This is a genomic window from Microbacterium sp., from assembly GCF_051953575.1.
Lineage (GTDB): Bacteria > Actinomycetota > Actinomycetes > Actinomycetales > Microbacteriaceae > Microbacterium.
Map to the genome: position 1 here is coordinate 1 of NZ_JBQCIP010000099.1, position 26,697 is coordinate 26,697.

Genomic DNA, 26,697 nt, shown 5'->3' on the forward strand with positions numbered 1-26,697 from the left:
GACGCCGCGCCGCCGACGGCGACGGTGCCGTCGCGCAGCCCGGCCACCAACAACTTGACCCCGCCCGCCACCCCCACCAGACGGCGGCCCAGCGACTCCGCCACCCGGTCGATGATCATCGACGACACGAGGGTCTTGCCGACTGCGGCGTCGCGCGGCCACTGCTCGCGGTGGGAGAAGAGGTAGTCGATCGCGACGGCGAGGTAGTGGTTGGGGTTCATGAGCCCTGCATCCGGGGTCACGATGCCGTGCCGGTCGGCATCGGCGTCGTTCCCGGTGAGCACGTCGTAGTCGCCCTTGCGGGCGACCAGGGACGCCATCGCCGACGGAGACGACGGATCCATCCGGATCTTCTCGTCCCAGTCGAGGGTCATGAAACGCCAGGTCGGGTCGACCTCGGGGTTCACCACGTCGAGGTCGAGGTCGTGCATCTCGGCGATCAGCGCCCAGTACTCCACCGACGCCCCGCCGAGGGGGTCGGCCCCGATGCGCACGCCCGCGCTGCGGATCGCGTCGAGGTCGATGATCGACGGCAGGTCGCGCACGTACGCGTCGCGGAAGTCGTACCCGGTGATCGCGTCCCAGTCGACGTCGGCGAACCGCTCGCGCTTCACCTCGGTGAGGCCGTCGGCGATGAGCTGGTTCGCGCGGTCGGCGATCCAGCCCGTGGCGTCGGTGTCGGCGGGACCACCGTGCGGCGGGTTGTACTTGAAGCCGCCGTCGCGGGGCGGGTTGTGCGACGGGGTGACCACGATGCCGTCGGCCCGGCCGGGGTCGTCGGTCGCGCGACCCCTGTTGTACGTGAGGATCGCGTGGCTCAGGGCGGGCGTCGGCACCCAGGAGTCGCGGGCGTCGACGCGCACGTCCACGCCGTTCGCGAGCAGCACCTCGATCGCGCTGCGCTCGGCGGGCTGCGACAGCCCATGCGTGTCGCGGCCGAGGAACAGCGGCCCCTCGATCCCCTGCGACCGGCGGTAGTCGACGATCGCCTGCGTCGTGGCGAGGATGTGCGTCTCGTTGAAGCTGCCCGACAGCGACGACCCGCGGTGGCCGCTCGTGCCGAAGACCACGCGCTGCTCGGCGACCGCGGGGTCTGGCGAGATGTCGTAGTAGGCGGCGATCAGCTCATCGATGTCGATGAGGTCGGAGGGTTCGGCGGGCTGTCCTGCGCGACTCATGCGCCTAGTCTGCCTGGCTCGCGGCCCGCGCGCACGGTCCGCGTCGCGAGTGGACCGGAATAGGCTGGCACGCGTGACTTCCGAGCTCCCCGGTACCCAGGACCCCGCCCCCGTGCGCCGCACCTACAGCTACCTGGGCCCCGCGGGGACGTTCACGGAGGCCGCGCTCGCGCAGGTCCCCGAGGCGCGCGGCCACGAGTGGCGCCCGGTGCGCAACGTCGGCGAGGCGCTGGCCGACGTCGTCGAGGGCCGCTCGGACGCGGCCATGATCGCCATCGAGAACTCCGTCGACGGCGGCGTGTCGACGGCGCAGGACGCGCTCGCGACCATCCCCGGACTGCGCATCGTCGGGGAGTACCTGGTGCCGGTCGAGTTCGTGCTCGTCGGCCGTCCGGGTGCCCGTCTCGAGGACGTCGGGCTGATCGCGGCCCACCCGGTGGCGTACGCCCAGTGCCTGCAGTGGCTGTCGCGCGAGATGCCCGCCCACTCCCACGTCCCTGCCGCGAGCAACGTGGCCAGCGCCATGGGGCTCCTCGACGGATCGAGCGACGCCGACGCCGCGATCGCCCCTCCCGGCATCCTCGAGCACCACGAGCTCGAGCTCCTCGCCTCGAACATCGGCGATAACCCCAACGCCGTCACGCGCTTCGTGCTCGTGGCGCGCACGGTGGTCCCGCCGGCGCCGACCGGCGCCGACAAGACGTCGCTCATCGTCGAGCTGCCCGACGACCATCCCGGCGCCCTGCTCGAGATGCTCGAGCAGTTCGCGACGCGCGGCATCAACCTGTCGCTGCTGGCCTCGCGGCCGATCGGCGACGAGCTCGGCCGCTACCGGTTCGTGGTCGACGCCGACGGACACCTGCAGGACGAGCGCATGGCCGACGCCCTCATGGGCCTGCGCCGGTTCAGTCCGCGCGTCACGTTCCTCGGGTCGTACCCGCGCGCCGACCGCGCGGTCGTCCACTACCCCGAGCGCTACGCCGACGACGTGTTCGTCGAGGCACGCGACTGGCTGCGCGGACTGCTCTCGGGCGAGCCCGACGCCGACTGACCCGGACAGGTCAGACGACCAGCGGGACCTCGTGGACCTCGTCCGCGGGGTGGCCGGTGCGCTCGTGGATGCGCATGACCGCCTCCTTGGAGGGCGCTTCGGACAGGCAGAACACGACGCCCGTCTCGGGGTCGGCCCACGCTGTCTTGAAGGTGACGTCCTCCTCGCCCTGGATCGCCAGATCCGCCTCGTGCGCCTCTTTCAGCCCCTCGGCGGTGATGCCCACCATCCCGTGGTGGACGTCCATGAATTCAGGCATGTCGCGCCTCCCCCCCCCGACAGCCCGGGCGGCTGTCGCAGCACCGGTATACGCCCGGCCCGGCGGTGCGTCAATCGGGAGTTCCGGCGGGCGCCTGGGGCTCAGAGCGCGAGCTCGGCCGCCAGGAGCTCGAGCGTCTGCACGCGGCCGGGCGAGGCATCCAGGTCCTCGTTCTCGTACGCGCCGGCGATCGGCGAGATCATGACCTCGTCGACCCCGTGGGTCGTCGCGAAGGCGCGCAGATCGGATGCCACGGCCCCCGGCTCGCCGACGAACCAGTTGGCGCGCGCCGAGGTCATGATCGATTCGCCCAGCGCGTCGAAGTCGGCGGCTCCGACGATCGCCTGCTCCACCGTCTCGAGGGGGATGAGCGGGCGGTTCGTGCGCAGCCGCGCGGTCATGCGCAGGTTCGGCAGGGAGCGCTCGTCGGCCTCGGTCTGCGTCGGGGCGACCAGCACGTTGGCCGTGAGGAACGTGCGCGGCGCCGACAGCGTCTCGGACGGCACGAAGGCCGTGCGGTACAGCTCCAGGGCCCGCTCGAGGCCGGTGCCCGAGAAGTGGTTGGCGAACACGTACGGCAGCCCGAGCGCGGCCGCGAGCTGTGCCGAGTAGTCGCTCGAACCCAGCAACCACACCTCGGGGGTCGTCGTCGCGGCCGGCGTCGCGTGCACGTCGTAGGTGCCGCCCGAGGTGAACCGCAGCGCGGCGCCGTCGGGGGCGACGAGCGACAGGATGTCGCGCACGTGGTCGGGGAACCGCTCGACGTCGCTCGTCGTGCCGCTCTGGCGCAGCAGCTGCGTGATGACGGGGTCGGAGCCGGGTGCCCGGCCGATGCCGAGGTCGATGCGCCCGGGCGCCAGCGCCTCCAGCGCGGCGAACTGCTCGGCGACCACGAGCGGGGAGTGGTTCGGCAGCATGACGCCTCCCGACCCCAGGCGGATCCGCGAGGTGCGCGCGGCGGCGGCCGCCGCCAGCACCGGAGGCGTCGTCGAGGCGACGGCGGGCATGTTGTGGTGCTCGGCGAACCAGTAGCGCCGGTAGCCCAGGCGATCAGCCGCGTCGACGAGGGCGAGGGATGCCGCCACCGCCTGCGCGCTCGTCTGCCCCGTTCGCACGGGCACCAGGTCGAGGACCGAGAGGGACAGGGGAGCCGGGGCGGGGGAGACGTCGTTCATCCTTACCGACAACCCTCTCCGGCGCCGCCTCTATTCCGGATCGGCGGGGAGCTCCGGCATCCGCCCCACACCCGTGCCCTGGAATGCGCCGCCTGCGGGCGGCGCAGGCGGTCGATTCCGGGGACACGGGCGCGCCCGGCGGGGTCAGGGCAGGCGGTTGGCGATCGCGAGGTTCGCGCGCAGCTCGTCGGCGTTCTGCCGGACGACATACGCCGGCCGGTCGCGCTCCAGCCGCCACGACTCGCTCAGCGGGCCGGCGCTGACCGTGTCGAAGCCCAGCGCGTCGTACACGCCCGTGACGAATTCGACGGCGTCGTCGTGGTCGCTCGCGGTGCCCAGCGCGCGACGGTCCGGCGTGCCCGCGGGAAGCCCGGTCGTGTTGATGTCTGCGGCGAGGATCTGGTTGAACGCCTTCACCACCTTCGAGGTGGGCAGGTGCTCCTGCACGATCTGCGAGGTGGTCGTCTCGCCGCGGTCGAGTGCGTCGATGTGGCCGTCGCGCTCGAAGTAGTAGTTGTTGGTGTCGAGCACGATCTTGCCCGCGAGCGGCGCGACCGGCACGTCGCCGATGGCCTTGAGGGGAACCGTGACCACGGCGATGTCGGCGGCCTCGGCGGCGTCCGCGGCGGTCGCCGCGGTGACCTTGGGGCCCAGCTCCGCGACGAGGTCCGCCAGCGTCTCGGGGCCCCGCGAGTTGGCGATCACGACGTCGTAGCCGAGTCCCGAGAAGGCCTGCGCGAGGGCGCTGCCGATGTGTCCTGCACCGATGATTCCGATTGTCGTCATGACGGTGGGCAACCGCGGGGTGCGGCATCCCATTCCGAAGCCGGCGCGTGGCCGCGGTCAGGCGCGTGCCCCCCGCTTGACGCGTTCGTACGCCGCGAGCGCCGCCTTGCGGCTCTCGCCGAGGTCGACGAGGGGGTCGATCGTCTCGCTCGGAGTGCCTGCGGTCCACTCCCGGATGTAGCGGCCGTCGGGATCGAACTTCTTGGCCTGCAGCTCGGGGTTGAACACCCGGAAGTACGGGGCGGCGTCCGCGCCGGAGCCGGCGACCCACTGCCAGTTGAAGGGGTTGTTCGCCTCGTCGGCGTCGACGAGCGTGTCCCAGAACCACTGCTCCCCGTGCCGCCAGTCGATCAGCAGGTTCTTCACGAGGAAGGATGACGCCACCATCCGCACCCGGTTGTGCATGTAGCCCGTCGTCCAGAGCTCGTGCATGCCCGCGTCCACGAGGGGGATCCCGGTGCGCCCCCGCTGCCACGCCTCGAGTCGGGTGCGGTCGAGCGGCGGCCACGGGAACGCGTCGAACTCCGGCCGCAGGCTCTCGGTCGCAAGGCCCGGGAAGTGGAACAGCGTGTGCCACGCGAACTCCCGCCACCCGAGCTCGGACAGGAAGCGGCCGCCGTGGCCGGCCCCGACCGTCTCGTGCCAGACGGTGTGCGGGCTCACCTCTCCCCACCGCAGCCTCGGCGACAGCAGAGACGTCGCGCCGGCGGCGGGTTCGTCGCGCGCCCGGTCGTAGGCCGCGAGGTCATGGTCGAGGAAGTCTCGCAGACGTCGTCGCGCCGCCGGCTCGCCCGGCTCCCACGTCTCGCGCAGCCCGCCGGCCCAGTCCGGATGCTGCGGCAGCAGGCCCCAGTCGTCGAGGGAGTCGGATGCCGGAGCCTGTCGAACGCCGTCGACCTCGCGCGGTTCCGGCAGGGGCGACCGCGGGGCCGGGAGTGCGAGGCACGCGCGCCAGAAGGGCGTGAAGACCGAGAAGTGCGTTCCGGCGCCGGTCGTGACCGTCCACGGCTCGAAGAGCAGCGAGCCGGCGAAGGACGCGACCTCGACGTCGTCCTCGCGGAGGCCGGCTTTCAGTGCGGCGTCGATCGTGCGCTCGGGGCCGCCGTAGCGCCGGTTCCAGAAGACGGCGCCGGCCGAGGCATCCGTCACGAATTCCCGCACCACCTGGGCGGCGGGTCCGCGCCGCAGGACCAGGGTCGCCCCGCGCTCGCGCAGCCGCTCGCCCAGCGAGGCGAGGGAGTGATGCAGCCACCAGCGCGCAGCGCCCCCGAGCGCGCGCACGCCGGGGGACTCCTCGTCGAGCACGTAGAGGGCGATGATGGGCTCGCCGCGGTCGATCGCGGCGCGCAGCGCGGGGTTGTCGGCGAGACGGAGATCATCGCGGAACCACACGATCGACGGTCGGGCCATGGCCCCATCCTGCCCCGCCCGCCTCGCCGGACGCGGACCTTGACAACTGGTCGCCGCGCCACGCGGTATCCGACCGCTTGCGTCCGCTTGCGCGATCCTGCAAGTTCTTGCGTACACTGAGCGCATGTCGAAGCGTCTCGCCGAAGTGGCGCGCAAGGTCGGGGTCAGCGAAGCCACCGTCAGCCGTGTGCTCAACGACAAACCGGGGGTGTCGGATGCCACGCGACAGGCCGTGCTCACGGCGCTCGACGTGCTCGGCTACGAGCGGCCCACCAAGCTGCGCGGCGAGCGTGCCCGCCTGGTCGGACTCGTGCTGCCGGAGCTGCAGAACCCGATCTTCCCCGCGCTCGCCGAGATCATCGGCGGTGGGCTGACGCAGAACGGGTACACGCCGCTGCTGTGCACGCAGAACGCCGGCGGCATCACCGAGTCCGACTACGTGGAGCTGCTGCTGCAGCAGCAGGTGTCGGGCGTGATCTTCCTCGGCGGCAACTACAGCCAGGCCGACGCCGCGCACGAGCACTACGAGCGCCTCCGGCAGGTGAACCTCCCGACGGTCCTGGTGAACGCCCGCATCGACGCACTCGACTTCGCGACCGTGTCCACCGACGACGCCGCCGCGGCCGAGCAGGCGATCCAGCACCTCCACCAGCTGGGGCACCGCCGCATCGGCCTGCTGCTCGGCCCCCTCGACCACATCCCCTCGCAGCGCAAGCTCGCCGCGGCCCGGCGCCTGCTGGAGCGCCTGGGAGCGCCCCTCGACGAGAGCCTCGTGGTGCGCGGCCTGTACTCGCTCGAATCGGGGCAGGCCGGGGCATCCCGCCTGTTCGCCGCCGGCGCGACAGCCGTCGTCTGCGCGAGCGACCCGCTCGCCCTCGGTGCGGTGCGCGCCGCCCGCCGGGCAGGCCTCGGCGTGCCGGAAGACGTCAGCGTGGTCGGCTACGACGACTCGTTCCTGATGAGCTGCACCGAGCCGCCCCTGACGACCGTGCGGCAGCCGATCGAGTCGATGGGCCGCACCGTCATCGACCTGCTGCTGTCGCAGATCGCCGGCACCACCGAGGCGGGCGACGAGCTGCTCTTCGAGCCCGAGCTGGTGCTCCGCGCCTCCACGGGCCCCGCCGCTCGCTGAACCCGCTGCAGCCACTGCGCTGCCCAGCTGCCCCGCTGCGCCCCTACCCTCCTGCGCCGCTGTGCCGCTGGGGTGTACCGCGCCGCGCCGCTGCCCCGGTGCGCCGTCCCGCGCCGCCGCCCCGCCCCCCGGTCCGAGCGCGAACCGTGCCATATGGCCGCCACCGACGCCGTCCTGCGGCGAATTCCGACGGACCACCGTCGCCGCAACCGGATGGAGCGTTGCGCAATCGTGATCTTGCGTGACTTTGTCGAAGAGTTGCGTAAACCGGTCCAGCGTCGTACATTCTCTCCATCGAGTCCTTTCAACGACGAACGAGGAGTTCTGTGGACACCGAGGTCCTGACGCCCGGCGCACATGTGGTGCCCGCGGGCGACGACGCGCTGTGGTGGCGCTCCGCCGTCATCTACCAGGTCTACGTGCGCAGCTTCGCGGACGGGAACGGCGACGGCACCGGTGACCTCGCGGGTGTGCGCGCCCACCTCGGCTACCTCAAGGACCTCGGGGTCGACGCCATCTGGTTCAACCCCTGGTACCCGAGCCCGCTGGCCGACGGCGGTTACGACGTGCAGGACTACCGCGACATCGACCCGCGGTTCGGCACGCTCGAAGAGGCCGAGCTGCTGATCCAAGAAGCCCTGGCGCTCGGCATCCGCACCATCATCGACGTCGTCCCCAACCACGTGAGCGACCAGCACCCCTGGTTCCAGGCGGCGCTCGCCGCCGGACCCGGCAGCCCCGAGCGTGAGCGGTTCTGGTTCCACCCCGGCAAGGGGCCGGACGGCGACGAGATCCCGACGCACTGGGTCTCGAGCTTCCAGGGCGAGACGTGGACGCGCACGACCAACCCCGACGGCACGCCGGGGGAGTGGTACCTCCACATGTTCACTCCCGAACAGCCCGACCTCAACTGGAACCACCCCGACGTCCGGCGCGAACACGAGGACATCCTGCGGTTCTGGTTCGACCGCGGCGTCGCGGGCGTGCGCATCGACTCCGCCGCGCTCCTCATCAAGGACCCCGAGCTCCCCGAGGTCGGCGAGAAGGCGGGCCCGGGCCAGCACCCGACCGAGGACCGCGACGAGCTGCACGACGTCTACCGCTCGTGGCGTGCGATCGCCGACTCGTACCCGGGCACCCGCGTGCTCGTCGGCGAGGTCTGGGTGCCCGACATCGTGCGGTTCACGAACTACCTGCGTCCCGACGAGATGCACACCGCCTTCAACTTCGACTTCCTGGCGCGGCCCTGGGGCGCGGCATCCTTCCGGGAATCGATCGCGGCGACCCTCGAAGCCCACGCGCCCGTCGGCGCACCCAGCACGTGGGTGCTGAGCAACCACGACGTCACGCGCCCGGTGACCCGCTACGGCCGCGAAGACACGGCGTTCGCGTTCCTCAAGAAGCGCTTCGGCGTGCCCACCGACCCCGAGCTCGGCCTGCACCGGGCCCGCGCGGCCGCGCTGCTGGTCGCAGCGCTGCCCGGCAGCCTGTACATCTACCAGGGCGACGAGCTCGGCCTTCCCGAGGTCGAGGACCTGCCGCTGCACCTCATCGAGGACCCGATGCACTTCCGCTCCGGCGGCACGGATCCCGGGAGGGACGGATGCCGGGTGCCGCTGCCGTGGGCCGGCGACCGCGCGCCGTTCGGCTTCAGCGCCGACGGCACCGAGCCGTGGCTGCCCCAGCCCGAGGCGTGGAGCGCGCTCACGGTCGAAGCCCAGGAGGCCGATCCCGCGTCCACTCTCAACCTGTACCGCGCGGCCCTGCGGCTGCGTCGCGACCTGCCCGAGCTCGGCGACGGACCGCTCACCTGGTGGGACGACGCACCCGGTCTCGCCGGTCGCGCCGGCACCGGGCACGGCGCCGACCTGCTCGCCTTCCGGCGCGGCGACACGTTCGCGTGTGTCGTCAACGCCGGCGAAGACCCGGTCGCGCTGCCCCCCGGCGCGACCGTCCTCCTCTCGAGCGCGCCGCTCGAGGCCGGCGAACTGCCCGGTGACGCCGCCGTCTGGCTGCGTCTGGAGACCCCGTCCCACACCCCCAACACCACCACCACGGAGGCGCCCGCGCCGAGAGGCTGACGCGGACGCACCATATGAAAGGAATGACGATGAAGTCACCAGCACGGGTCCTGCTCGCCGGTGCCGCCACCCTCGCGACCGTCGGCGCGCTCGTCGGCTGCTCTGCGGCAGGCGGCGACGGCAGCAGCGACGGAAAGATCGAACTGCGTGTCGCGACGTTCCCGCCCGGCGCGGACGCCGCGGCGTACGACGCGTTCGCCACGCAGGAGAAGCAGTTCGAGAAGGAGCACCCGAACATCGACATCATCGGTGTCGAGTACGAGTGGGAAGGCCCGACGTTCGCCGTGCAGCTCGCCGGCGGCAGCCTGCCCGACGTGTTCACGGTGCCGTTCACCGACTCCAAGACGCTGCTCGAGAACGGCCAGCTCATGGACGTCACGGCCGAGATGAAGGACCTCGGCTACGAGGACAGCTTCAACCCGATCATCCTCGACGGGGTGACCGGCGACGACGGCAAGATCTACGGCTTCCCGCGCCAGGCCTACGCGATGGGCCTCCACTACAACCGCGACCTGTTCGAGCAGGCAGGCCTGGACCCCGACCAGCCGCCGACGACGTGGGACGAGGTGCGCGAGTACGCGAAGAAGATCCACGACGCGACGGGCAAGGCCGGCTACGCGCAGATGGCCACCAACAACACCGGCGGCTGGCAGCTGACGGCGCAGACCGTCGCGCGCGGCGGCCGCACCCAGACCGACAACGAGGACGGCACCGCGACCTCGACGATCGACAACGACGCCACCAAGGCGACGCTGCAGTTCCTGCACGACCTCAAGTGGGAGGACGACTCGTTCGGCTCGAAGGTCGACCTCGACTGGGGCACGATCAACCAGGAGTTCGCCGCCGGCAACATCGGCATGTACACGTCGGGCTCCGACGTCTACACGGCGCTCGTGCGCGACTTCGGCCTCGACCCGGACATCTACGGTCTCGGTGTCGTGCCGGTCGAGGGTGACGATCCGGGCACGCTGGGCGGCGGCGACATCGCCGTCATCAGCCCCACCGTCGACGACCCCACCAAGGAGGCCGCCGTCGAGTGGATCGACTGGTACTACATGCAGAAGCTCATGGACAAGGATGCCGCGGTGCAGGACGCCAAGGCGCTCGCCGACTCCGACCAGGCCGTCGGGACGCCGGTGCTCCCCGTGCTCAGCCGTGAGCTCTACGAGGAGTCGCTCACCTGGATCGAGCCGTACATCAACGTGCCGCGCGACCAGATGACGTCCTTCACCGACAACATCTGGGACCAGACCCCGGTCGGCGAGCCGAAGAAGTCGACCCAGGAGGTCTACGCTCTGCTCGACACCGTCGTCCAGACGGTGCTGACAGACCAGAACGCCGACATCGACGCGCTTCTCGCTCAGGCGCAGACCGACGCTCAGGCGCTGCTCGACGAGTAGCAGACGTCCGGATGCCGCACCCCGGCGCTTCTCGAAGCCCCGGGGGGCGGCATCCCTCCGCCCTGACGCCACTCACCACCCGACACAGCAAGGCCGACGATGACCGCGACCCTTCCGGAGCGACCCGCCCCCGCGGCGGCGCCACCGCCGCCCGCACCGCCCCTGCAGCGCAGACGGCGACGCAGCCCTCTCACGTGGTACCGGGGCGGCGGGCTGACGAACCTGCTGTTCGTCCTGCCGATGGTGTTCGTCTTCACCTTCTTCTCGTGGTCGCCGATCGTCCAGTCGGTGATCATGAGCCTGCAGAAGACGAACCTGATCGTGTCGGAGTGGGTCGGCCTCGACAACTACGTCGCGGTCTTGAGCGACCCGCAGCTGGGGCGCGCCGTCGTCAACACGATCTACTTCGCCCTGCTGGCGCTGCTGTTCGGCTTCCCGCTGCCGCTGCTCATGGCGGTGCTCGTGAGCGAGGTGCGTCGCGGCAAGGGCTTCTACTCGGCGCTCGCGTATCTTCCGGTGGTCATCCCGCCCGTGGTGGCGGTGCTGCTGTGGAAGTTCTTCTACGACTCCTCGCCGAACGGCGTGTTCAACACCGTGCTCGGCTGGGTCGGCATCCCGCCGCAGCCCTGGATCTCGTCGACGGTGCAGGCCATGCCGTCCCTCGTGCTCGAGGCCACGTGGGCCGCCGCGGGAGGCTCGATCATCATCTACCTGGCAGCGCTGCTGTCGGTGCCGCCGGAGCTGTACGACGCCGCCGAGGTCGACGGCGCCGGCATCTGGCGCAAGATCTGGCACGTCACCCTGCCGCAGCTGCGCGGCATCCTCTTCATCATGCTGATCCTGCAGGTCATCGCGACCGCGCAGGTGTTCCTCGAGCCGTTCCTGTTCACCGGCGGCGGGCCGGCGGGCGCGACCAAGACGATCCTGCTGTACATCTACGACAAGGCGTTCCGCAACAGTCTGGGCGGCGACTACGGCGAAGCCACCGCGGTGTCGGTGCTGCTGGCCATCGTGCTCGCGATCCTGTCCTGGCTGTACTTCAAGCTCACGAACCGCTGGAGCACCTCATGACCACCTCGATCACGAACGCCGAGCGCCGCGAAGGGATGCGGGGCTTCCTGTCGCGGCGTGGCCCCGGCGGTGCCCGCAGACGCGAATCCCTCGACGACCTGTCGGAGCGCTCGATCGTCTCGGCGTCGGAGCGCCGCCGCCCCGGCACACGGTTCGGGATGACGGTGACCCACGTCTTCCTCTCGGTATCGCTCGTGATCGCCGGGCTCGGGCCGATCCTGTGGCTGGCCAAGTCCGCGATCACGCCGACGCAGGACACCATCCAGCAGCCGTTCGCGCTGTGGCCGAACGGGGTCGATTGGGCGAACCTGTCGACCGCGTGGAACGACATCCACATCGACCAGTACTTCTTCAACACCATCGTGATCGCCGCGGGGGCCTGGTTCACGCAGCTGTTCATCGCGACCACCGCGGGCTACGCGCTGTCGGTGCTCCGGCCGAAGTACGCGCCGGTGCTCAACGCGCTGGTGCTGGCCACTCTCTTCATCCCCGGCATCGTGCTGCTCGTGCCGCTGTACCTCACGATCGTGTCTCCGCCGCTGCTCGGCCGTGACGCGAGCATGCTCAACAACTACCTGGCGGTGTGGCTGCCCATGGCCGCCAACGCGTTCAACATCCTGCTCGTCAAGAGGTTCTTCGACAGCCTTCCGCGAGAGGTGTTCGAGGCCGCCAAGACCGACGGCGCGGGCCCCTTCCGGCTGTTCTGGTCGATCGTGCTGCCGATGTCGAAGCCGATCCTCGGCGTCGTGTCGGTGTTCGCGATCATCGCCGCCTGGAAGGACTACCTCTGGCCGATGCTCGTGCTGCCGAACCCGGCGGTGCAGCCTCTGTCGGTGCGGCTGCCGGCCGTCGCCAGCCAGACCGAGCTGGACGTGTTCCTGGCAGCCCTCGCGATCGCGACCCTGATCCCGATCGCGATGTTCCTGCTGTTCCAGTCCGTGTTCCTGCGGTCGGCGGGCCTCGGCGGCGCCGTCAAGGGCTGAGAGGGCTTCGGTGGAGCGGATGCCGGGCCCCCGGCATCCGCATCGTTCACAGGCCCGTCGTGTCGTGCCCGCGCGGGACCACTGCGAGCAGGCCGCCGGGAGAGACGTGCACGCGGACGGCGGAGGCCATGCCGAACTCGTCGCCGTCGAGCTGGACGGGCCGCGACTCCTGCGCGGCCAGCTCGATGCCGGCACCGCGCGCGTAGACGACCGAGTTGTCCTTGGTCCGCAGCGACAGCACCTGGCGCCCGGCACGGAACCGGCGCAGCACGCTGTTGTCCCATGCGACGCGGCGCCAGACGAACAGCCAGCCGAACAGCCCTTTCGGCTGGAAGATGACGACGTCGAGGTCGCCGTCGGCGACCGACGCCCCCGGGATGAGCTCCAGGCCGGCAGGCAGCGACCCGCAGTTCGCGAACAGCACGCTCTGCACCCGCGTCGAGTGCAGCCGGCGTCCCGCGAGCTGATACATGACCCGGAACGGCTTGGCGCCGGGCAGCGACCGCGCCGCACCGTCGACGTACGCGACCCACCCGACGGTCTTCTTGAGCTGCGGCCGCGTGTTGGCGATCATCGCGGCGTCGAGACCGATCCCGCCCATCACGACGAAGGCGTGCTCGGCCGTGTCGCCGCCGGGCCGCGTGATGCGGCACCAGCCGACGTCGATCGCCAGGGTGTCGCCCTCGAACACGGCCCGCACCATCGCGGCCGGGTCGGTCAGCGGCAGCTTGAGGTTGCGCGCGAGCAGGTTGCCGGTGCCGCTGGGCACGATCGCGAGGGGCACCCCGGTGCCGTCCATCGCCTGCGACACCGCGCGCACCGTGCCGTCGCCGCCGGCCACCAGGACGGCGTCGGCGCCGGCCGCGAGCGCGTCGCGTGCGACGCCGTCGCCGAGGTCCTCGATGGTGGTCTCGTAGAACAGCGGCTCCGCCCAGCCGGCGTTCGCCGACAGACGCGTCACGGTCGCGCGCAGCGTCGGCGCATCCACCTTGATCGGGTTGTAGACGAGCGCGGCGCGCCTCGCGGCGGCGGCGGCTTCGTTCATGGGTTCACCCTAGTGCGGGCACCCGCGGGCGACGCTCGTCCCGGGCGGGCGGATGCCGCATCCCGGCCCGCGGCTAAGCTTGCAGGGTGATCGATCCCGTGCTGCTCCGCGACAATCCCGAGCTGGTCAAGCGCTCGCAGGAGGCGCGTGGCGAATCGCCCGACACCGTCGATGCAGCGATCGAGGCCGATCGCGCGCGGCGGGCGGCCATCACGGCGTTCGAAGAGCTCCGGGCGGCGCAGAATGCGCACGGCAAGCGCGTCGCGCAGGCTCCCAAGGACGAGAAGGCGGCCCTGGTCGCCGAGGCCAAGGAGCTCAGCGAGCGGGTGAAGCAGGCCCAGCACGCCGTGGGCGTCGCCGAGGAGGCATCCGCAGAGGCGTTCGGCCGCATCGAGAACATCGTGGTCGACGGGGTCCCCGCGGGTGGCGAGGACGACTTCGTCACGCTGCGCACGCACGGCGAGATCCCCGCGTTCGGCTTCGAGCCGCGCGACCACCTCGAGCTCGGCGAGAAGCTCGGCGCCATCGACATGGAGCGCGGCACCAAGGTGTCGGGAAGCCGCTTCTACTTCCTCACCGGCGTCGGCGCGCGCCTCGAGATCGCGCTCATGAACCTCGCGCTCGACCGCGCGCTGCAGGCCGGCTTCACGCCGATGATCCCGCCGACGCTCGTGCGTCCCGAGGTCATGCAGGGCACCGGCTTCCTCGGCAAGCACTCGGCCGAGGTGTACCACCTCGAAGACCAGGACCTGTACCTCGTCGGTACGAGCGAGGTTCCGCTCGCCGGCTACCACATGGGCGAGATCCTCGATCTGTCGCGCGGCGCCAAGCGCTACGCCGGCTGGTCGACGTGCTACCGCAGCGAGGCCGGCTCGTACGGCAAGGACACCCGCGGCATCATCCGCGTGCACCAGTTCAACAAGCTCGAGATGTTCGTCTACACGACGCCCGAGGACGCCGAGGCCGAGCACCTGCGCCTGGTCGCCCTGCAGGAGGGGATGCTGCAGGACCTCGGGCTCTCGTACCGCGTGATCGACGTGGCCGCCGGAGACCTCGGCTCGAGCGCCGCACGCAAGTACGACGTCGAGGCGTGGGTGCCCACCCAGGGCGCGTACCGCGAGCTGACGTCGACCTCGAACTGCACCACCTATCAGGCCCGCCGCCTCGACATCCGCTACCGTCCCGAGGACGCCGCGAAGACGCAGCCGGTCGCCACCCTCAACGGCACCCTCGCCACGACCCGCTGGATCGTCGCGCTGCTCGAGACACATCAGCGCGAGGACGGCTCGGTCACCGTGCCCGAAGTGCTGCGTCCCTTCCTCGGAGGACTCGAGGTCCTGGAGCCGATCGCGTGAGCGACGCGCACCTGCCCGCGACGGGGTCCATCAAGGTCGTCAAGCCCAAGAAGGCCGCCAGACTCGTCGAGCAGGTCGCGCGCGACACCGAGGATCCGCAGGTCCGCACCGAGCGCCTGCTCATCGCTCTCGACATCGACGGCACCGTCATCCTCGAGGACGAATCGCTGAGCCCCGGAGTCGTGGATGCCGTCGAGCACGCGCATCGCGCCGGGCACGAGGTGATGGTCGCCACCGGGCGCAGCTGGGAGGGCACCCGCGGCATCCTCCGCGTCCTCGGCATCGCCCCCGAGTTCGCCGTGTGCTCGAACGGCGCCGTCGTGCTCAAGCGGATCGAAGCCGACGAGCTGCGGTACGAGCGGTGGCATGTCGAGACCTTCGATCCGCGCCAGGTGCTGCAGCAGCTGCGCGACCACCTGCCTGACGCGCGCTACATGGTCGAGCTCGCCGACGGGCAGCGCCTGTACACCGAGCCCCTCGAAGACTGGAACCTCACCCACGCCCGCCGCGTCACCTTCGAAGAGCTCGCCGCACAGCCCGTGTGCCGCGTCGTCGTGGTCTCGCCGGATCAGGGCGAGCAGGACTTCGTGGAGCTCGTGTCTCGCATCGGACTCAACCACGTCTCGTATGCCGTCGGCTGGACGGCGTGGCTCGACATCGCCCCGCTCGGCGTCGACAAGAGCACCGGACTCGAACGCGTGCGTAACGCGCTCGGCATAGACCCCGAGCACGTGCTGGTCATGGGCGACGGACGTAACGACGTCGGCATGTTCCGCTGGGCGCTCGAGAACGGCGGTCGCGCGGTGGCGATGGCCCAGGGCCCTCAAGAGGTCCGGGATGCCGCCGGCGAGACCACCACGTCGGTGCAGGCCGGCGGTGTCGCGGCGGTGTTGCGCCGCCTGTGAATGTCAGAGCGCCCGGAGTGTCGCGGCGTGCGCTTTCCAGAGGATTGCCAGCCGGCATTGGAAGAATGACGGCTGGGCTTGTCGGCTAGACTCGACCCCTGTTCGACGGATATCGCCTCCAGAGGTGGGATCGGTCGGGAGGGTTGTCCGAGCGGCCGATGGACCTGGTCTTGAAAACCAGTGGGCAGCAATGTCCCGTGGGTTCGAATCCCACACCCTCCGCAGAACGTCGGTACCGGGGGGGTGGACCGCGAGGCAGCATCCCCGAGAGGAACCGAGTGACACAGGCGACAAAGCATGCTCGTCGTGGCCGCCGCACGGTGGCGCGCCACGGTGAACTGCGCACTCCCGGCCCCGTCGGCTTCGTGATGAAGATCGTCGGCATCGTCGCGGCCGTGCTGCTCGTGTCGGGTGCGGGCGTCGCCGCGTACGCCGCGACGGATGTCGTCGCCAGCTTCGCCGACGGCGCCGTCGACCTCGAAGGCCAGGGAACGGTCCCGCCCGACATCGGGGCGATCGAGGGCGGCGTCGACCTGCTGCTGGTCGGCACCGACGAGTGCGAGAAGGAGTACGCCTACCTGTTCGGCGACCGGTGCACGGGTGCCGACGCCGAGGGCCAGCTCAACGACGTCAACATGCTCGTCCACATCTCGGACAACCCGCGTCGCGTGACCGTGGTGTCGTTCCCCCGCGACCTGATGGTGCCGATCCCCTCCTGCACGCGCGAGGACGGCTCGGCGACGCCGGCGACGAGCAAGACGCAGATCAACGCGGCCTGGGGCTACGGCGGGCTGTCGTGCGTCGCGAAGACCATCAAGGAGCTCAGCGGCCAGAACATCCCGCTCGCGGCCAAGGTGAGCTTCGGCAACGTCATCAACATCACCGATGCGATCGGCGGGGTATCGGTCTGCATCGGCAACGGCGGCATCAAAGACATGTACACGGGCATCAACTGGCCCGCCGGTGAGCGCACCATCCAGGGCGTCGAGGCCCTGCAGTTCCTGCGCACGCGCCACGGCCTCGAGAACGGCAGCGACCTCGCCCGCATCTCGAATCAGCAGCAGTACATGTCGAGCCTCGCCCGCAAGCTCGTGAGCGACGAGGTCCTCTCGAACCCCGCCACGCTGTACAAGCTGGCGACCACGGCGGTCGACAACATCACGCCGAGCAAGTCGCTGACCAACCCGATGACGCTCGTGCAGATCGCGCTGGCGGTCAAGGGCGTGCCGTTCGAAGACATCGTGTTCGTGCAGTACCCCGTGCTCACCGACCCCGCGGACGACAACCGCGTGGTGCCGGACTACGAGTCGGCCAAGGCGCTCTGGGCGGCCCTCGAGGCCAACGAGGCGATCGAGGTCACGCACGACCAGGACCTCACCGGCGGCGTCATCGTGGCCGACCCCCAGCCGACCGAGGGTGCGACCGAGCCGGCGACGCCTGACACGACCGCGACGACCGACCCGAACGCCACGCCGGCGCCGACCGACACCCCGGTCGCGCTCCCGCAGAACATCCCCGGCCAGAACGCCGCGCAGCAGACCTGCTCGGCCGGCAACGTGAGGTCCAAGGGCTGATGGCGGCAGGCAAGGGGCCCTCTAGGAAGGGCCAGGTGACGATCGCGCGTCACGGAGCGCTGCGCTCGCGGCATCCGCTCGTCTCATTGCTCGCGATGTTCGCCGTGGTGCTCGGCGTGGTCGGCGTGAGCGCGGTCGGGCTCACGGCCTACAACCTGTGGGACGCCTCGCAGGCCATCGCCAGCAACGCCGTCGTGCTCGACAAGGACAAGCCGCTGCCCCCGTCGCTCGGGGCGATCGAGGGCGGCGTCAACATCCTGCTCGTCGGCACGGACTCGTGCGAGGGCGAGAACGAGCAGCTCTCGGGCGCATGCAAGAACCACGACACCGAGGGCGAGCGCAACGACGTCACGATGCTCGTGCACATCTCGGACGAGCCGCGGCGTGTGACCGTCGTCTCGTTCCCTCGCGACATGCTCGTGCCGATTCCGGCATGCGACAAGCCGGACGGCACCGGCAAGACCTCGGCGATGTCGTCGCAGATGCTGAACGCCTCGTACTGGTACGGCGGCCTCGGCTGCACCGTCGACACCGTCGAAGGACTGATCGGCAACGACAAGATCACCATCGACTTCGCCGCGGCGATCCGCTGGACCGGCGTCATCAACGTCTCGAACGCCATCGGCGGCGTCGACGTATGCGTGGCCGGCGACATCAACGACGTCAACACCGGGCTTCATCTGAAGGCGGGCACGCACACGCTCCAGGGCGTGGAGGCGCTGCAGTTCCTCCGCATCCGCCATGGCATCGGCGACGGGTCCGACCTCGGCCGCATCTCGAACCAGCAGCAGTTCATGAGCTCGATGGTCCGCAAGCTGCGATCCGACGCGGTGCTGTCGAACCCGGCCACGCTGTTCAGTCTCGCGACCACGTTCATCAACCAGGTGCAGGCAGGGCAGCTGGTGCTCTCGTCCGGACTGGCGAATCCGACCCTGATGGTGCAGATCGCCATGGCGGTCAAGGACGTCCCGTTCGAAGACATCGTCTTCGTGCAGTACCCGACGGTGTACGCGTCCGGGGTCGGCGCGAGCCGAGTGCTCCCGGTGAAGGATGCCGCGAAGGCCCTGTTCGACGCGCTCGCCGCCAACCAGCCGCTCCAGCTGACCGGCAAGGCGAGCGGGGGCAACGCGATCGAGATCACCGGCGAGGCCACTCAGCCCGATACGGGTTCCACACCCGGCGCCAACGACGCCGGGGCGACGACCCCGCCCGAGGGCGAGGCGGATGCCGCGACCCCGCCCGCCGAGGAGGGCCGCGTCGAACTGCCGTCGGCGATCACGGGTCAGACCGCCAAGGACGCCACCTGCACGCTCCCGCAGAAATGACCGTGGTTCGGCGCAGCGCCGCCGACCGGTTATGATTGCTGGGCGCATCCGGTTGCTCGCGAGCACAGGATGCCTGGAGACGTCGCATAGTCAGGCCTAGTGCACCACCCTGCTAAGGTGGAGTCCCCGTAAGGGGACCGAGGGTTCAAATCCCTCCGTCTCCGCCAGAAAAGCCCCCGGCCTTCCGGGGGTTTTCTCGTTCATGCTGCGAGGGCTCCGGTTTCATGCCACGAGGGCGCAGGAGCGCGGATCCTTCGGTCGCGGCCGGCGGCGCGCCTACGGTTCGAGCGCGCCCATGGGTACGACCCGGATCCGTCGCGACCGCACGACGAGCCGAAGGCGCCGCGATCGGGCGAGCGTGACGCAGGCGATGGTCCCGGCGAGCAGGGGGGCGCCGCCGGCCACCAGGAAGGCCGTGGTCACGCCGGCCGTCTCCGCGATCGATCCGATGATGAGGCCGCCCAGGGCCTGACCTCCGGTGACCGTCATCAAGTAGAACGACATCACCCGGCCTCGGATCGCCATGTTCGTCGAGAGTTGCGTCAGCGACTCCGCCGCCGTCGCGAAGGTGAGGCGCGATATGCCGATGGCCACGACAGCGCCGAGGAACAGCCCGTACGTCGGCGCGACGCCGGCGAAGGCGGTGACCGCGCCGTACAGCATCGTCGCCAGCACGATCGTGCGCAGCCGCAGGACCCGTCGACGCGTCGACAGCACGGCGCCGATGAGAGCGCCGAGAGCAGCGAGCGAGCTGTACAGGCCGTAGCCGGTGGCACCCGTCCCGTACGTCTCGTCGGCCGAGGCGGTGAAGAGCACCGGCAGATTCATGCCGAACACGGCGACGACGGCGAGCATGAGCAGCGGCCAGAGGATGGTGGGCTTGCCGATCGCATAGCGGAGCGCTTCACGGATCTGGCCCCTGCTGCGCGGGGCGCCCGGCATCCGAACCAGTTCGCCCGGGCGCATGAAGGTGAGCGCCACGACCGCGATGAGGGATGCCGTCGCATTGACCGCGATCGACCAGCCGGAGCCGACGACGACGATCAGCATGCCGCTGAGCGCGGGGCCGACGAGCCCGGAGAAGTGGAACACCGCGGCGTTGAGGCTGATCGCGTTGCGCAGGCGATGAGTGCCCACCATCTCGGAGACGAATGCGGAGCGGCTGGGGCCGTCGATCGCCATGGAGGTGCCGGTGATGAGCGCGACGGTCAGCACCTGCCAGAGTTCGCAGTACCCGGTGAGGACGAGTGCCGCCAGGACGGAGTTGGCGATGGTCCCGATCGACTGGGTGATCATCAGGGTTCTGCGCCGCGAGAACCGGTCCGCGATCACGCCGGCCCACGGCCCGAGCAGCAGCGTGGGGGCGAACTGCAGAGCGACCACCAGCCCGACCATCGCGACGTCGCCGGTCAGCTCGAACACCAGCCAGTCGATCGCGATTCTCGCCATCCAGCCGCCGACGTTGGCGAGCATCATCGACGACATATACAGCCGGTAGTTGTGCGCGCTCAATGCGCTGAACGTCTCGCGCCACCCGCGTCGCCCGTCGAGCACCGGGATCGGCGCCGTCACCGGCTCGGCAAAGAGATCGACGGGTGCAGAGGCGGCCGGGGCGCGGGTGGTGCTCACCCGTTCGACGCTAGCCACGGGCGAGAGATTGCGAAGCAGAATCGCACCTATCAATGTCATTGGATTCGTCAATAGACTGTCCCGGCAAGGGAGGTGCCGTGTTCGATCCGCAGCTGTTGCGCAGCTTCGTCGCCGTGGCCGACACGCTGAGCTTCACGAGGGCGGCCGAGATGCTGAGGCTCAGTCAGCCGACCGTCAGCCAGCAGGTGCGCAAGCTCGAGGCCGCGGCGGGTCGCCAGCTGCTGGTGCGCGACACCCGAAGGGTGGCGCTCACCGACAACGGCCAGGCCATGCTCGGGTTCGCGCGCAGCATCCTCGCCGCTCACGACGAGGCCGCGTCGTACTTCACCGGCTCGGCCATGCGCGGCCGGATCCGCTTCGGGTCTGCGGATGATCTTGCGCTCACGCAGCTGCCCAAGATCCTGCGCAACTTCCGCCAGCTCTACCCGCAGATCAACCTCGAGCTCACGGTGGCGCAGAGCGGTTCACTGGCGCGCCGCCTGCGCGCCGGGCAGCTCGATCTCGTCTATGTCAAGCAGGAGTCGGGGGCGCCCGAGGGGCGGCTGGTCCGCCGGGAGCGTCACCTGTGGGTCGCGCACCGCTCCTTCACCATGGACCCTGAGGGTCCCGTGCCGCTGATCGTCTACCAACCGCCCAGCATCTCGCGCGCGGCGGCCATCGACGCCCTCGAGAGCGCTGGCCGCAGCTGGCGGATCACCTGCAACGTGCGCGAGGTGAACGGAGCGACCGCGGCCGCGCGAGCGGGACTCGGCGTCGCGGTGTTCCCACGGACCATGGTGCCGGAGACGCTCGACCTCGCCCCCGCGGCGTGGGCGCTGCCGCAGCTCAGCGAGGTCGACTTCGTGCTGCTCGACAACCCGCGGGCGGCCCGCGCACCCATCGAGGCCCTCGTCAACGCGATCGTCACCAGCCGCTGAGGCTCGGCTCGTCTCGCTAGAGGTCGACCTCGCCGGTGACGCAGTGGTTGACATCGCCGCCGACCCAGATCTGCCCGTCCTCGATGTCCACGTGAACCCGGCCCTGGTAGCCGATAGCCGTTCCCTGGGCGGCGACGTATCGCCGGTCCGCGATCCCCGCCTCCGACAGCCAACGCGCCAGGCCGGCGTTGAGGCTTCCGGTGACCGGGTCCTCCCACACCGGATCCTCGCCGATGAAGGCGCGCACTTCGAACTGGGTCTGGTGTCCGGTCGGATGCGGTCCGACGACGCCGATGCTCAGGTCGCCGAGCGCTGAGGGGTCGGGGTGCAGTGCGAGCACCTCGCGGGCGGCGGCCAGTCGCACGCCGATCCACTCCGGGCCGTTCACCAACCACGACGTGTCGATGATGTGCTCGCGCGGTATGCGCAAGGCGGCGGCGATGCGAAGCACGATGGTCTCGTCGACGGGTCCGAAGCGGGTCAGAGGCGGAGCCGCGAATATGAACCGACGGCCGTCCGTGCGCACGACGACCAGTCCGGCGCCGCACTCCTGGACGATGATGCCTTCGCTGTTCGCGGAGCCTCCGGCAGCCAGCCATGCCGCAGCCGATCCCAGCGTCGGGTGCCCGGCGAAGGGCAGTTCCTCGCTGCCGGTGAAGATCCTGACCCGGTAGTCCGCACCGGGATCGATGGGCGGCAGCAGGAACGTCGTCTCCGACAGGTTCGTCCACTTGGCGAAGCGCTGCATCTGCTCGCCCGTCAGCCCCTCGGCATCGTGCACGACCGCGAGGGGGTTCCCGCGGTAGGGGGTCGGGGAGAACACGTCGACTTCGGTGTATCGGCGCAGGGTCACGGTCTCAACCTAGGCCCGGCCGGCCGGGACCGCCGATGGACTCGCGCACACGGAACAGCGGCTAGGCAGTCTCGCGGACGACGAGGTGCGCGTCGGTCTCGGGACCGGCGATCGGCGGGGCAGAGCCGGTCGCTGCGCTCAGGGCGAGCTCGGCGAGGTAGCGGCCGAGTCCGACGTTGTCGACTCTCACGGTCGTGAGTGCGGGCACGATGAGCCGCGCGAGGGGAGTGTCGTCGTGACCGACGATCGCCAACTGCCCGGGGACGCGGATGCCGGCGCGGACGGCGGCGCCGAGCATGATGGCGGCGATGTCGTCGTTGTAGGCCACAATCCCGTCGATGCCGTCGTCCACCCACGCGCGCAGCTGTGCCGCCGCATCGGATTCGTCGACGGCCGCTTCCGCCGCGAACGCCGAACCGTTCCGCTCCAGCAGGGTCCGGCGCGCGAGCTCGCGACGCTGCCCGACGAGCTCCGCGATCCGTGGATCAGCGGATGCCGCGAACGCGAGCCGACGGCATCCCCGGTCGAGAAGGTGGTCCACCTGGAGCCGAGGGCCCTCCGCGAAGCCCAGTTCGCCGGCGGCGCCGCTTTCGCCCGCCGCGACGGGCGGGATGATCTGCTGCACGCCGCTGCTGCGGATCTCGGCGAGCTGTTCCGGCGTGAACGGCGCCATCCCGACGACGACGTCGGGGCGGAGCGTCTCCCACAGCGGTCTGGCGTGACCGCCGGGGTGGGGGGTCATGGTGACCAGCGAGTAGCCGGCCTCGTCGAGCGCGAGGGATGCCTCGTCGAGGTTCGTGCGCATGCTGTAGTCCAGCGGCCAGTCCGGCAGTACGAGCAGCACGATGCGGCTTCGCCCGCTGGCCAGCGCCTGGGCCGCCGAGTTGGCGCGGTAGCCGAGTCGCTTCGCTTCGGCGAGCACGCGCTCACGCGTCGATTCGGGGATCGTCTGCCCGGGGGTGTCGTTGAGCACGAAGCCGACGGTCGCGCGGGAGAGGCCGAGCGAGCGGGCGACGTCGGCTGCGGTGACCCGCTTCACCGTGGTTCCCGGCATCCGATCCTCCTCGGGACTTGCGCGCGCTAGTGACAGTAACGTAGCATCCTGTTCACCCGCTAGCACGCGCTAGTAACCCGATCGTGCCCGTCGCCCGACCGTGCACGTCACTCGACAATGGAGTCCCGAGATGACCCCGAGCAACGACGAACCGCTCATCACGCCGCTCCCGGCATCCACCCCCGCACCGGCCGTGAACGCAGTGGAGCTGGACCAGACCGCGACCGCCGGACCCACCGACCTGCCGAAGGTGGGTGCTCGCTACATCTGGTTCATGGTGCTGGCGCAGTTCGGCGTCTTCATGGCCTTCATCACGCCGCTCGCCATCTCGCTCTCGATCCGCGTCGCCGAGCTCGCGCCCGGGCACGACGAGGTGCTCGGCTACATCACCGGCGCCGGCGCCCTGTTCGTGATGCTGACGGCGCCGTTCATGGGCGTGTGGAGCGACCGCACCCGCACCCGGTTCGGCCGTCGCCGCCCCTTCATGGTGGGCGGCATGGTCGTCGGCGTGGTCTCGCTCGTCGTGATGGCCCTTGCGCCGTCACTCTTCGTACTGGGTCTGGGATGGGTCCTCGCGCAATGGGGATGGGGACGGTGCTCAGCAATCTGCAGATCTCGACCGCCGATCGCCTGCCCGAGTCCCAGCGCGGCAAGGTCGCCGGGCTCACGGGCTTCGCGACCCAGGTCGCCCCGGTGTTCGGCGTCATCCTGACCTTCGGCGTGACCGGCGACCCGCTGCTGCTGTTCCTCATTCCCGGTGCGGTCGGCGTCGTGCTGGTCACGCTCTTCGTGACGCTCGTGCACGAGGACGACAGTCGTGCCCTCCCTCGCGAGCGCATCGGCCTCAGCGGGCTGCTCAAGAAGTACCTCTACAACCCGGTGCAGTACCCCGACTTCTCGCTCAACTGGCTCGGGCGGTTCCTGTTCTACTTCGGCCTGACCCTGAACACGACCTTCACTGCCTTCTTCTTCGCCAGTCGTCTCGGCGTCGCCGTGAGCGAGGTCGCCGGAATCATCGCGGCTCTCGGCGGCGTCGGGGTCCTTGCGGTCACGGCGGGGGCGCTGGGCGGCGGATTCCTCTCGGATCGGCTGCGACGCCGCAAGATCTTCGTCCTGCTCGGCGGTGCGCTGATGGCAGTGGGGATGCTGCTCATGGCATTCACCGGTGACGTGGCGGCCCTCATCACCGGATCGCTGATCGTGTCCGCGGGCATCGGCATGTTCTCCGCGGTCGACCAGGCGCTTCTGCTGGACGTGCTGCCCGAGAAGGACACGGATGCCGGCCGCTTCATGGGCATCACGGGTTTCGCGACCTCGATCCCGCAGTCCGTCGCCCCGCTGGTTGCCTCGGCAGTACTGCTCGTCGGAGTCACCGGCGCCGAGAAGAACTACACGCTGCTCTACGTCATCGCGGCCGTGCTCGTGCTTCTCGGCGGGCTCGTCGTCCTCCGCATCCGTTCCGTCCGCTGACCACCGAGAGAATCCTCACCATGAGCGCCGTTCCCATCGTCACTCCGCTCCGCTTCGAGCACCACACCGATGCCCTCGGGATCGGCGAGTCCACTCCTCGGTTGAGCTGGATCGTCGAGCAGGCGCCGGAAGGGTGGCATCAGGCGCGCTACGAGATCGAGGACGCGGATGCCGGGACCGTCGTCGTCGACAGCGCCGAGTCGGTGCTCGTGGCGTGGCCGTTCGCACCGCTCTGCTCCCGCGAGCGCCGCACCCTCCGCGTCCGCGTGACGGGCGAGGGCGCGGCGGCATCGGAATGGAGCGACTGGGCCACGGTCGAGGCGGGCCTGCTCGACGCGGCCGAGTGGCGGGCAGAGATGGTCGGTCCGGTCGACGCCGCCGTCGCGGCGCCGCTGGTGCGTGGTTCGCTCGAGGTCCGGGATGCCGTGATCTCCCGCGCCCGCATCTATGCGACGGCGCACGGCCTGTACGAGCTGGAGCTCAACGGCACGCGTGTCGGCGACCAGGAGCTGGCCCCCGGGTGGACCGCGTACGAGAGCCGCCTGCGGTATCAGACCTACGACGTCACGACCCTGCTGAGACCGGGGGCGAACGCGATCGGCGCGTGGCTCGGCGACGGCTGGTGGCGCGGGTACCTCGGCTGGGACGGGCGCCGCGAGCTGTACGGCACCGAGCTCGGCGTGTTCGTCCAGGTCGAGATCGAGTATGCCGACGGTGAGCGGCAGGTCGCGGCATCCGGATCCGACTGGAGGTCCGCGGCGGGCCCGATGACGTCGGCAGATCTCTACAACGGTGAGGACTTCGACGCCCGAGTCCACGACCCCGCGTGGTCGACTGCCGGCTTCGACGACAGTGCCTGGGCTCCCGTCGCCGTGCGGGAGCTCGATCGCGGCACCCTTGTGGCGCCCGACGGCCCGCCCGTCCGGCACGTCGAGACGATCGCCGTGCGCGAGGTGACGACCAGCCCGTCGGGACGGACGATCCTCGACTTCGGGCAGAACCTGGTCGGGCGTCTGCGCATCCGGGTGCGGGGGGAGGCGGGTCAGACCATCACCCTGCGTCACGCCGAGGTGCTCGAGCACGGCGAGCTCGCCACGGGGCCGCTCCGCGCCGCAAAGGCGACCGACACCTACACGCTCCGCGGCGACGGGGTCGAAGAGTGGGCGCCGCGGTTCACGTTCCACGGCTTCCGCTACGCCGAGGTCACCGGCTGGCCGGGCGATCTCGACCCGACGGACGTCGTGGCCGAGGTGCTGCACTCCGACCTGCGCCGCACCGGCTGGTTCACCTCGTCCGCCCCGCTCGTGAACCGACTGCACGAGAACGCGGTGTGGGGCATGCGGGGCAACTTCGTCGATGTGCCCACCGACTGCCCCCAGCGCGACGAGCGTCTGGGCTGGACCGGGGATCTGCAGGTGTTCGCCCCGACCGCGGAGTTCCTCTACGACTCGGCCGGCTTCCTCACCTCGTGGCTGCGCGACCTCGCGGCGGAGCAGCGCCGGTACGACGGGACGCCGATGGTCGTGCCGGCGATCACGACCGGCTACCAGGGACCGATGGCAGCGTGGGCGGATGCCGCGACCATCGTGCCCTGGACGATCTACCGCGCGTACGGCGACCTCGGCATCCTCGAGAGCCAGTTCGAGAGCATGGCGGCGTGGGTCGACGAGGTCAGTGCTGCAGCGGGCGATGACCGGATCTGGTCGAAGGGGTTCCAGTTCGGCGACTGGCTCGACCCGACCGCGCCGGCCGGGCGGCCGGAGGCCGCGCAGACCTACCCCGAGATCGTCGCGACCGCGTACTTCGCCCGCTCGTCGAGAATCGTCGCGGATGTCGCAGCCCTTCTCGGCCGTGACGAAGACGCGGCCCGCTATGGAGCGCTCGCCGACGAGGTGCGTGCGGCGTTCCACCGTGAGTACGTCTCCGGCTCGGGGCGGCTGCTCTCGGACTCCGCGACCGCCTATGCGCTCGCGCTGCAGTTCGATCTCGTCGACGACGCCGACGCCCGGCAGCGCGCGGCCGA

Annotated in this window: 23 protein-coding genes and 2 tRNA genes; 16 read left to right on the forward strand and 9 right to left on the reverse strand. The window is 70.4% G+C overall.

Features of this window, described 5'->3' with window-relative positions; translation table 11 throughout:
* Positions 1-1,178 (reverse strand): phosphoglucomutase, alpha-D-glucose phosphate-specific (locus tag ACTHNQ_RS06705; protein WP_440332201.1); only part of this gene is annotated, 1,178 nt, incomplete at its 3' end.
* A gap of 73 nt (positions 1,179-1,251) precedes the next feature.
* Here ACTHNQ_RS06705 and pheA point away from each other — a divergent pair.
* Positions 1,252-2,229 (forward strand): prephenate dehydratase, encoded by a 978-nt coding sequence (pheA, locus tag ACTHNQ_RS06710; protein ID WP_440332203.1) that lies wholly within the window; start codon positions 1,252-1,254, stop codon positions 2,227-2,229.
* A gap of 10 nt (positions 2,230-2,239) precedes the next feature.
* Here pheA and ACTHNQ_RS06715 read toward each other — a convergent pair whose 3' ends face one another.
* From ACTHNQ_RS06715 to ACTHNQ_RS06730, 4 genes are all read right to left on the reverse strand, one after another.
* The gene (locus tag ACTHNQ_RS06715) at positions 2,240-2,488 is read right to left on the reverse strand and encodes an SCO4226 family nickel-binding protein (protein ID WP_026305786.1); all 249 of its coding nucleotides are present in this window, start codon (positions 2,486-2,488) and stop codon (positions 2,240-2,242) included.
* Between the two features lie 101 nt (positions 2,489-2,589).
* Positions 2,590-3,663, reverse strand: coding sequence for an LLM class flavin-dependent oxidoreductase (locus tag ACTHNQ_RS06720; protein ID WP_440332206.1), 1,074 nt, complete (start codon positions 3,661-3,663; stop codon positions 2,590-2,592).
* Positions 3,664-3,807: 144 nt separating this feature from the next.
* Positions 3,808-4,449 carry an NADPH-dependent F420 reductase gene (locus ACTHNQ_RS06725; RefSeq protein ID WP_440332208.1) on the reverse strand — a complete coding sequence of 214 codons (642 nt, stop codon included), beginning with the start codon at positions 4,447-4,449 and terminating at the stop codon, positions 3,808-3,810.
* Positions 4,450-4,506: 57 nt separating this feature from the next.
* The gene (locus ACTHNQ_RS06730; RefSeq protein WP_440332209.1) at positions 4,507-5,859 is read right to left on the reverse strand and encodes a cryptochrome/photolyase family protein; all 1,353 of its coding nucleotides are present in this window, start codon (positions 5,857-5,859) and stop codon (positions 4,507-4,509) included.
* 124 nt (positions 5,860-5,983) lie between these two features.
* Between ACTHNQ_RS06730 and ACTHNQ_RS06735 the strand changes: the two genes are divergently transcribed.
* The 5 genes from ACTHNQ_RS06735 to ACTHNQ_RS06755 all read left to right on the forward strand — a co-directional run bounded on the left by ACTHNQ_RS06735 (position 5,984) and on the right by ACTHNQ_RS06755 (position 12,526).
* Complete coding sequence (locus tag ACTHNQ_RS06735) at positions 5,984-6,991, forward strand: LacI family DNA-binding transcriptional regulator (protein ID WP_440332211.1); 1,008 nt, start codon at positions 5,984-5,986, stop codon at positions 6,989-6,991.
* Positions 6,992-7,317: 326 nt separating this feature from the next.
* Positions 7,318-9,072, forward strand: coding sequence for a glycoside hydrolase family 13 protein (locus ACTHNQ_RS06740; RefSeq protein WP_440332213.1), 1,755 nt, complete (start codon positions 7,318-7,320; stop codon positions 9,070-9,072).
* Positions 9,073-9,101: 29 nt separating this feature from the next.
* The gene (locus tag ACTHNQ_RS06745; protein WP_440332215.1) at positions 9,102-10,472 is read left to right on the forward strand and encodes an ABC transporter substrate-binding protein; all 1,371 of its coding nucleotides are present in this window, start codon (positions 9,102-9,104) and stop codon (positions 10,470-10,472) included.
* Between the two features lie 99 nt (positions 10,473-10,571).
* The gene (locus ACTHNQ_RS06750; protein WP_440332217.1) at positions 10,572-11,543 is read left to right on the forward strand and encodes a carbohydrate ABC transporter permease; all 972 of its coding nucleotides are present in this window, start codon (positions 10,572-10,574) and stop codon (positions 11,541-11,543) included.
* Positions 11,540-12,526, forward strand: a complete 987-nt coding sequence (locus ACTHNQ_RS06755) for a carbohydrate ABC transporter permease (RefSeq protein WP_440332219.1) — start codon at positions 11,540-11,542, stop codon at positions 12,524-12,526. Before ACTHNQ_RS06750 ends, ACTHNQ_RS06755 begins: the two co-directional genes overlap by 4 nt.
* Before the next feature lie 46 nt (positions 12,527-12,572).
* Here ACTHNQ_RS06755 and ACTHNQ_RS06760 read toward each other — a convergent pair whose 3' ends face one another.
* Positions 12,573-13,571, reverse strand: a complete 999-nt coding sequence (locus ACTHNQ_RS06760) for a diacylglycerol/lipid kinase family protein (RefSeq protein ID WP_440332221.1) — start codon at positions 13,569-13,571, stop codon at positions 12,573-12,575.
* 86 nt (positions 13,572-13,657) lie between these two features.
* Here ACTHNQ_RS06760 and serS point away from each other — a divergent pair, with 86 nt between their 5' ends.
* The 6 genes from serS (at position 13,658) to ACTHNQ_RS06790 (ending at position 18,897) form a co-directional block, all read left to right on the forward strand.
* The gene (gene serS, locus ACTHNQ_RS06765; protein ID WP_440332223.1) at positions 13,658-14,926 is read left to right on the forward strand and encodes a serine--tRNA ligase; all 1,269 of its coding nucleotides are present in this window, start codon (positions 13,658-13,660) and stop codon (positions 14,924-14,926) included.
* Positions 14,923-15,831, forward strand: coding sequence for an HAD family hydrolase (locus tag ACTHNQ_RS06770; protein WP_440332225.1), 909 nt, complete (start codon positions 14,923-14,925; stop codon positions 15,829-15,831). The genes serS and ACTHNQ_RS06770 overlap by 4 nt, the downstream gene beginning before the upstream one ends.
* 137 nt (positions 15,832-15,968) lie before the next feature.
* A tRNA-Ser gene (locus ACTHNQ_RS06775) sits at positions 15,969-16,053 on the forward strand.
* 98 nt (positions 16,054-16,151) lie between these two features.
* Complete coding sequence (locus ACTHNQ_RS06780; RefSeq protein ID WP_440332240.1) at positions 16,152-17,405, forward strand: LCP family protein; 1,254 nt, start codon at positions 16,152-16,154, stop codon at positions 17,403-17,405.
* A gap of 35 nt (positions 17,406-17,440) precedes the next feature.
* Complete coding sequence (locus ACTHNQ_RS06785) at positions 17,441-18,730, forward strand: LCP family protein (RefSeq protein WP_440332226.1); 1,290 nt, start codon at positions 17,441-17,443, stop codon at positions 18,728-18,730.
* A 75-nt stretch (positions 18,731-18,805) separates the two neighbouring features.
* A tRNA-Ser gene (locus tag ACTHNQ_RS06790) sits at positions 18,806-18,897 on the forward strand.
* Between the two features lie 109 nt (positions 18,898-19,006).
* On the opposite strand, the gene ACTHNQ_RS06795 is transcribed toward ACTHNQ_RS06790, so the two are convergent.
* Entirely contained in the window at positions 19,007-20,359 is a 1,353-nt protein-coding gene (locus ACTHNQ_RS06795) for an MFS transporter (protein WP_440332228.1), read from the reverse strand.
* A gap of 98 nt (positions 20,360-20,457) precedes the next feature.
* On the opposite strand from ACTHNQ_RS06795, the gene ACTHNQ_RS06800 reads away from it, so the two are divergent.
* The gene (locus ACTHNQ_RS06800) at positions 20,458-21,297 is read left to right on the forward strand and encodes a LysR substrate-binding domain-containing protein (RefSeq protein WP_018173101.1); all 840 of its coding nucleotides are present in this window, start codon (positions 20,458-20,460) and stop codon (positions 21,295-21,297) included.
* 16 nt (positions 21,298-21,313) lie between these two features.
* Here the strand turns inward: ACTHNQ_RS06800 and ACTHNQ_RS06805 are convergent, their stop codons facing one another.
* The gene (locus ACTHNQ_RS06805; RefSeq protein WP_440332230.1) at positions 21,314-22,150 is read right to left on the reverse strand and encodes a PhzF family phenazine biosynthesis protein; all 837 of its coding nucleotides are present in this window, start codon (positions 22,148-22,150) and stop codon (positions 21,314-21,316) included.
* 61 nt (positions 22,151-22,211) lie between these two features.
* Positions 22,212-23,204: a LacI family DNA-binding transcriptional regulator gene (locus tag ACTHNQ_RS06810; RefSeq protein ID WP_440332232.1), complete on the reverse strand. Its 993-nt coding sequence runs from the start codon at positions 23,202-23,204 to the stop codon at positions 22,212-22,214.
* A gap of 130 nt (positions 23,205-23,334) precedes the next feature.
* Between ACTHNQ_RS06810 and ACTHNQ_RS06815 the strand changes: the two genes are divergently transcribed.
* The 3 genes from ACTHNQ_RS06815 to ACTHNQ_RS06825 form a co-directional block, all read left to right on the forward strand.
* A complete protein-coding gene (locus ACTHNQ_RS06815) occupies positions 23,335-23,916 on the forward strand; it encodes an MFS transporter (RefSeq protein ID WP_440332234.1) in 582 nt (193 codons plus the stop codon).
* Positions 23,799-24,674, forward strand: coding sequence for an MFS transporter (locus ACTHNQ_RS06820; protein WP_440332236.1), 876 nt, complete (start codon positions 23,799-23,801; stop codon positions 24,672-24,674). The genes ACTHNQ_RS06815 and ACTHNQ_RS06820 overlap by 118 nt, the downstream gene beginning before the upstream one ends.
* A 20-nt stretch (positions 24,675-24,694) precedes the next feature.
* Positions 24,695-26,697: family 78 glycoside hydrolase catalytic domain (locus ACTHNQ_RS06825; protein ID WP_440332238.1), on the forward strand; the 2,003-nt coding region annotated here is incomplete at its 3' end.

What these genes read in the sequence shown, in the direction of transcription:
- ACTHNQ_RS06715 (WP_026305786.1), bottom strand. Translation starts at nt 2,488, where the DNA reads ATGCCTGAATTCATGGACGTCCACCACGGGATGGTGGGCATCACCGCC.
- ACTHNQ_RS06720 (WP_440332206.1), bottom strand. Translation starts at nt 3,663, where the DNA reads ATGAACGACGTCTCCCCCGCCCCGGCTCCCCTGTCCCTCTCGGTCCTC.
- ACTHNQ_RS06725 (WP_440332208.1), bottom strand. Translation starts at nt 4,449, where the DNA reads ATGACGACAATCGGAATCATCGGTGCAGGACACATCGGCAGCGCCCTC.
- ACTHNQ_RS06730 (WP_440332209.1), bottom strand. Translation starts at nt 5,859, where the DNA reads ATGGCCCGACCGTCGATCGTGTGGTTCCGCGATGATCTCCGTCTCGCC.
- ACTHNQ_RS06735 (WP_440332211.1), top strand. Translation starts at nt 5,984, where the DNA reads ATGTCGAAGCGTCTCGCCGAAGTGGCGCGCAAGGTCGGGGTCAGCGAA.
- ACTHNQ_RS06745 (WP_440332215.1), top strand. Translation starts at nt 9,102, where the DNA reads ATGAAGTCACCAGCACGGGTCCTGCTCGCCGGTGCCGCCACCCTCGCG.
- ACTHNQ_RS06750 (WP_440332217.1), top strand. Translation starts at nt 10,572, where the DNA reads ATGACCGCGACCCTTCCGGAGCGACCCGCCCCCGCGGCGGCGCCACCG.
- ACTHNQ_RS06755 (WP_440332219.1), top strand. Translation starts at nt 11,540, where the DNA reads ATGACCACCTCGATCACGAACGCCGAGCGCCGCGAAGGGATGCGGGGC.
- ACTHNQ_RS06760 (WP_440332221.1), bottom strand. Translation starts at nt 13,571, where the DNA reads ATGAACGAAGCCGCCGCCGCCGCGAGGCGCGCCGCGCTCGTCTACAAC.
- ACTHNQ_RS06810 (WP_440332232.1), bottom strand. Translation starts at nt 23,204, where the DNA reads ATGCCGGGAACCACGGTGAAGCGGGTCACCGCAGCCGACGTCGCCCGC.
- ACTHNQ_RS06815 (WP_440332234.1), top strand. Translation starts at nt 23,335, where the DNA reads ATGACCCCGAGCAACGACGAACCGCTCATCACGCCGCTCCCGGCATCC.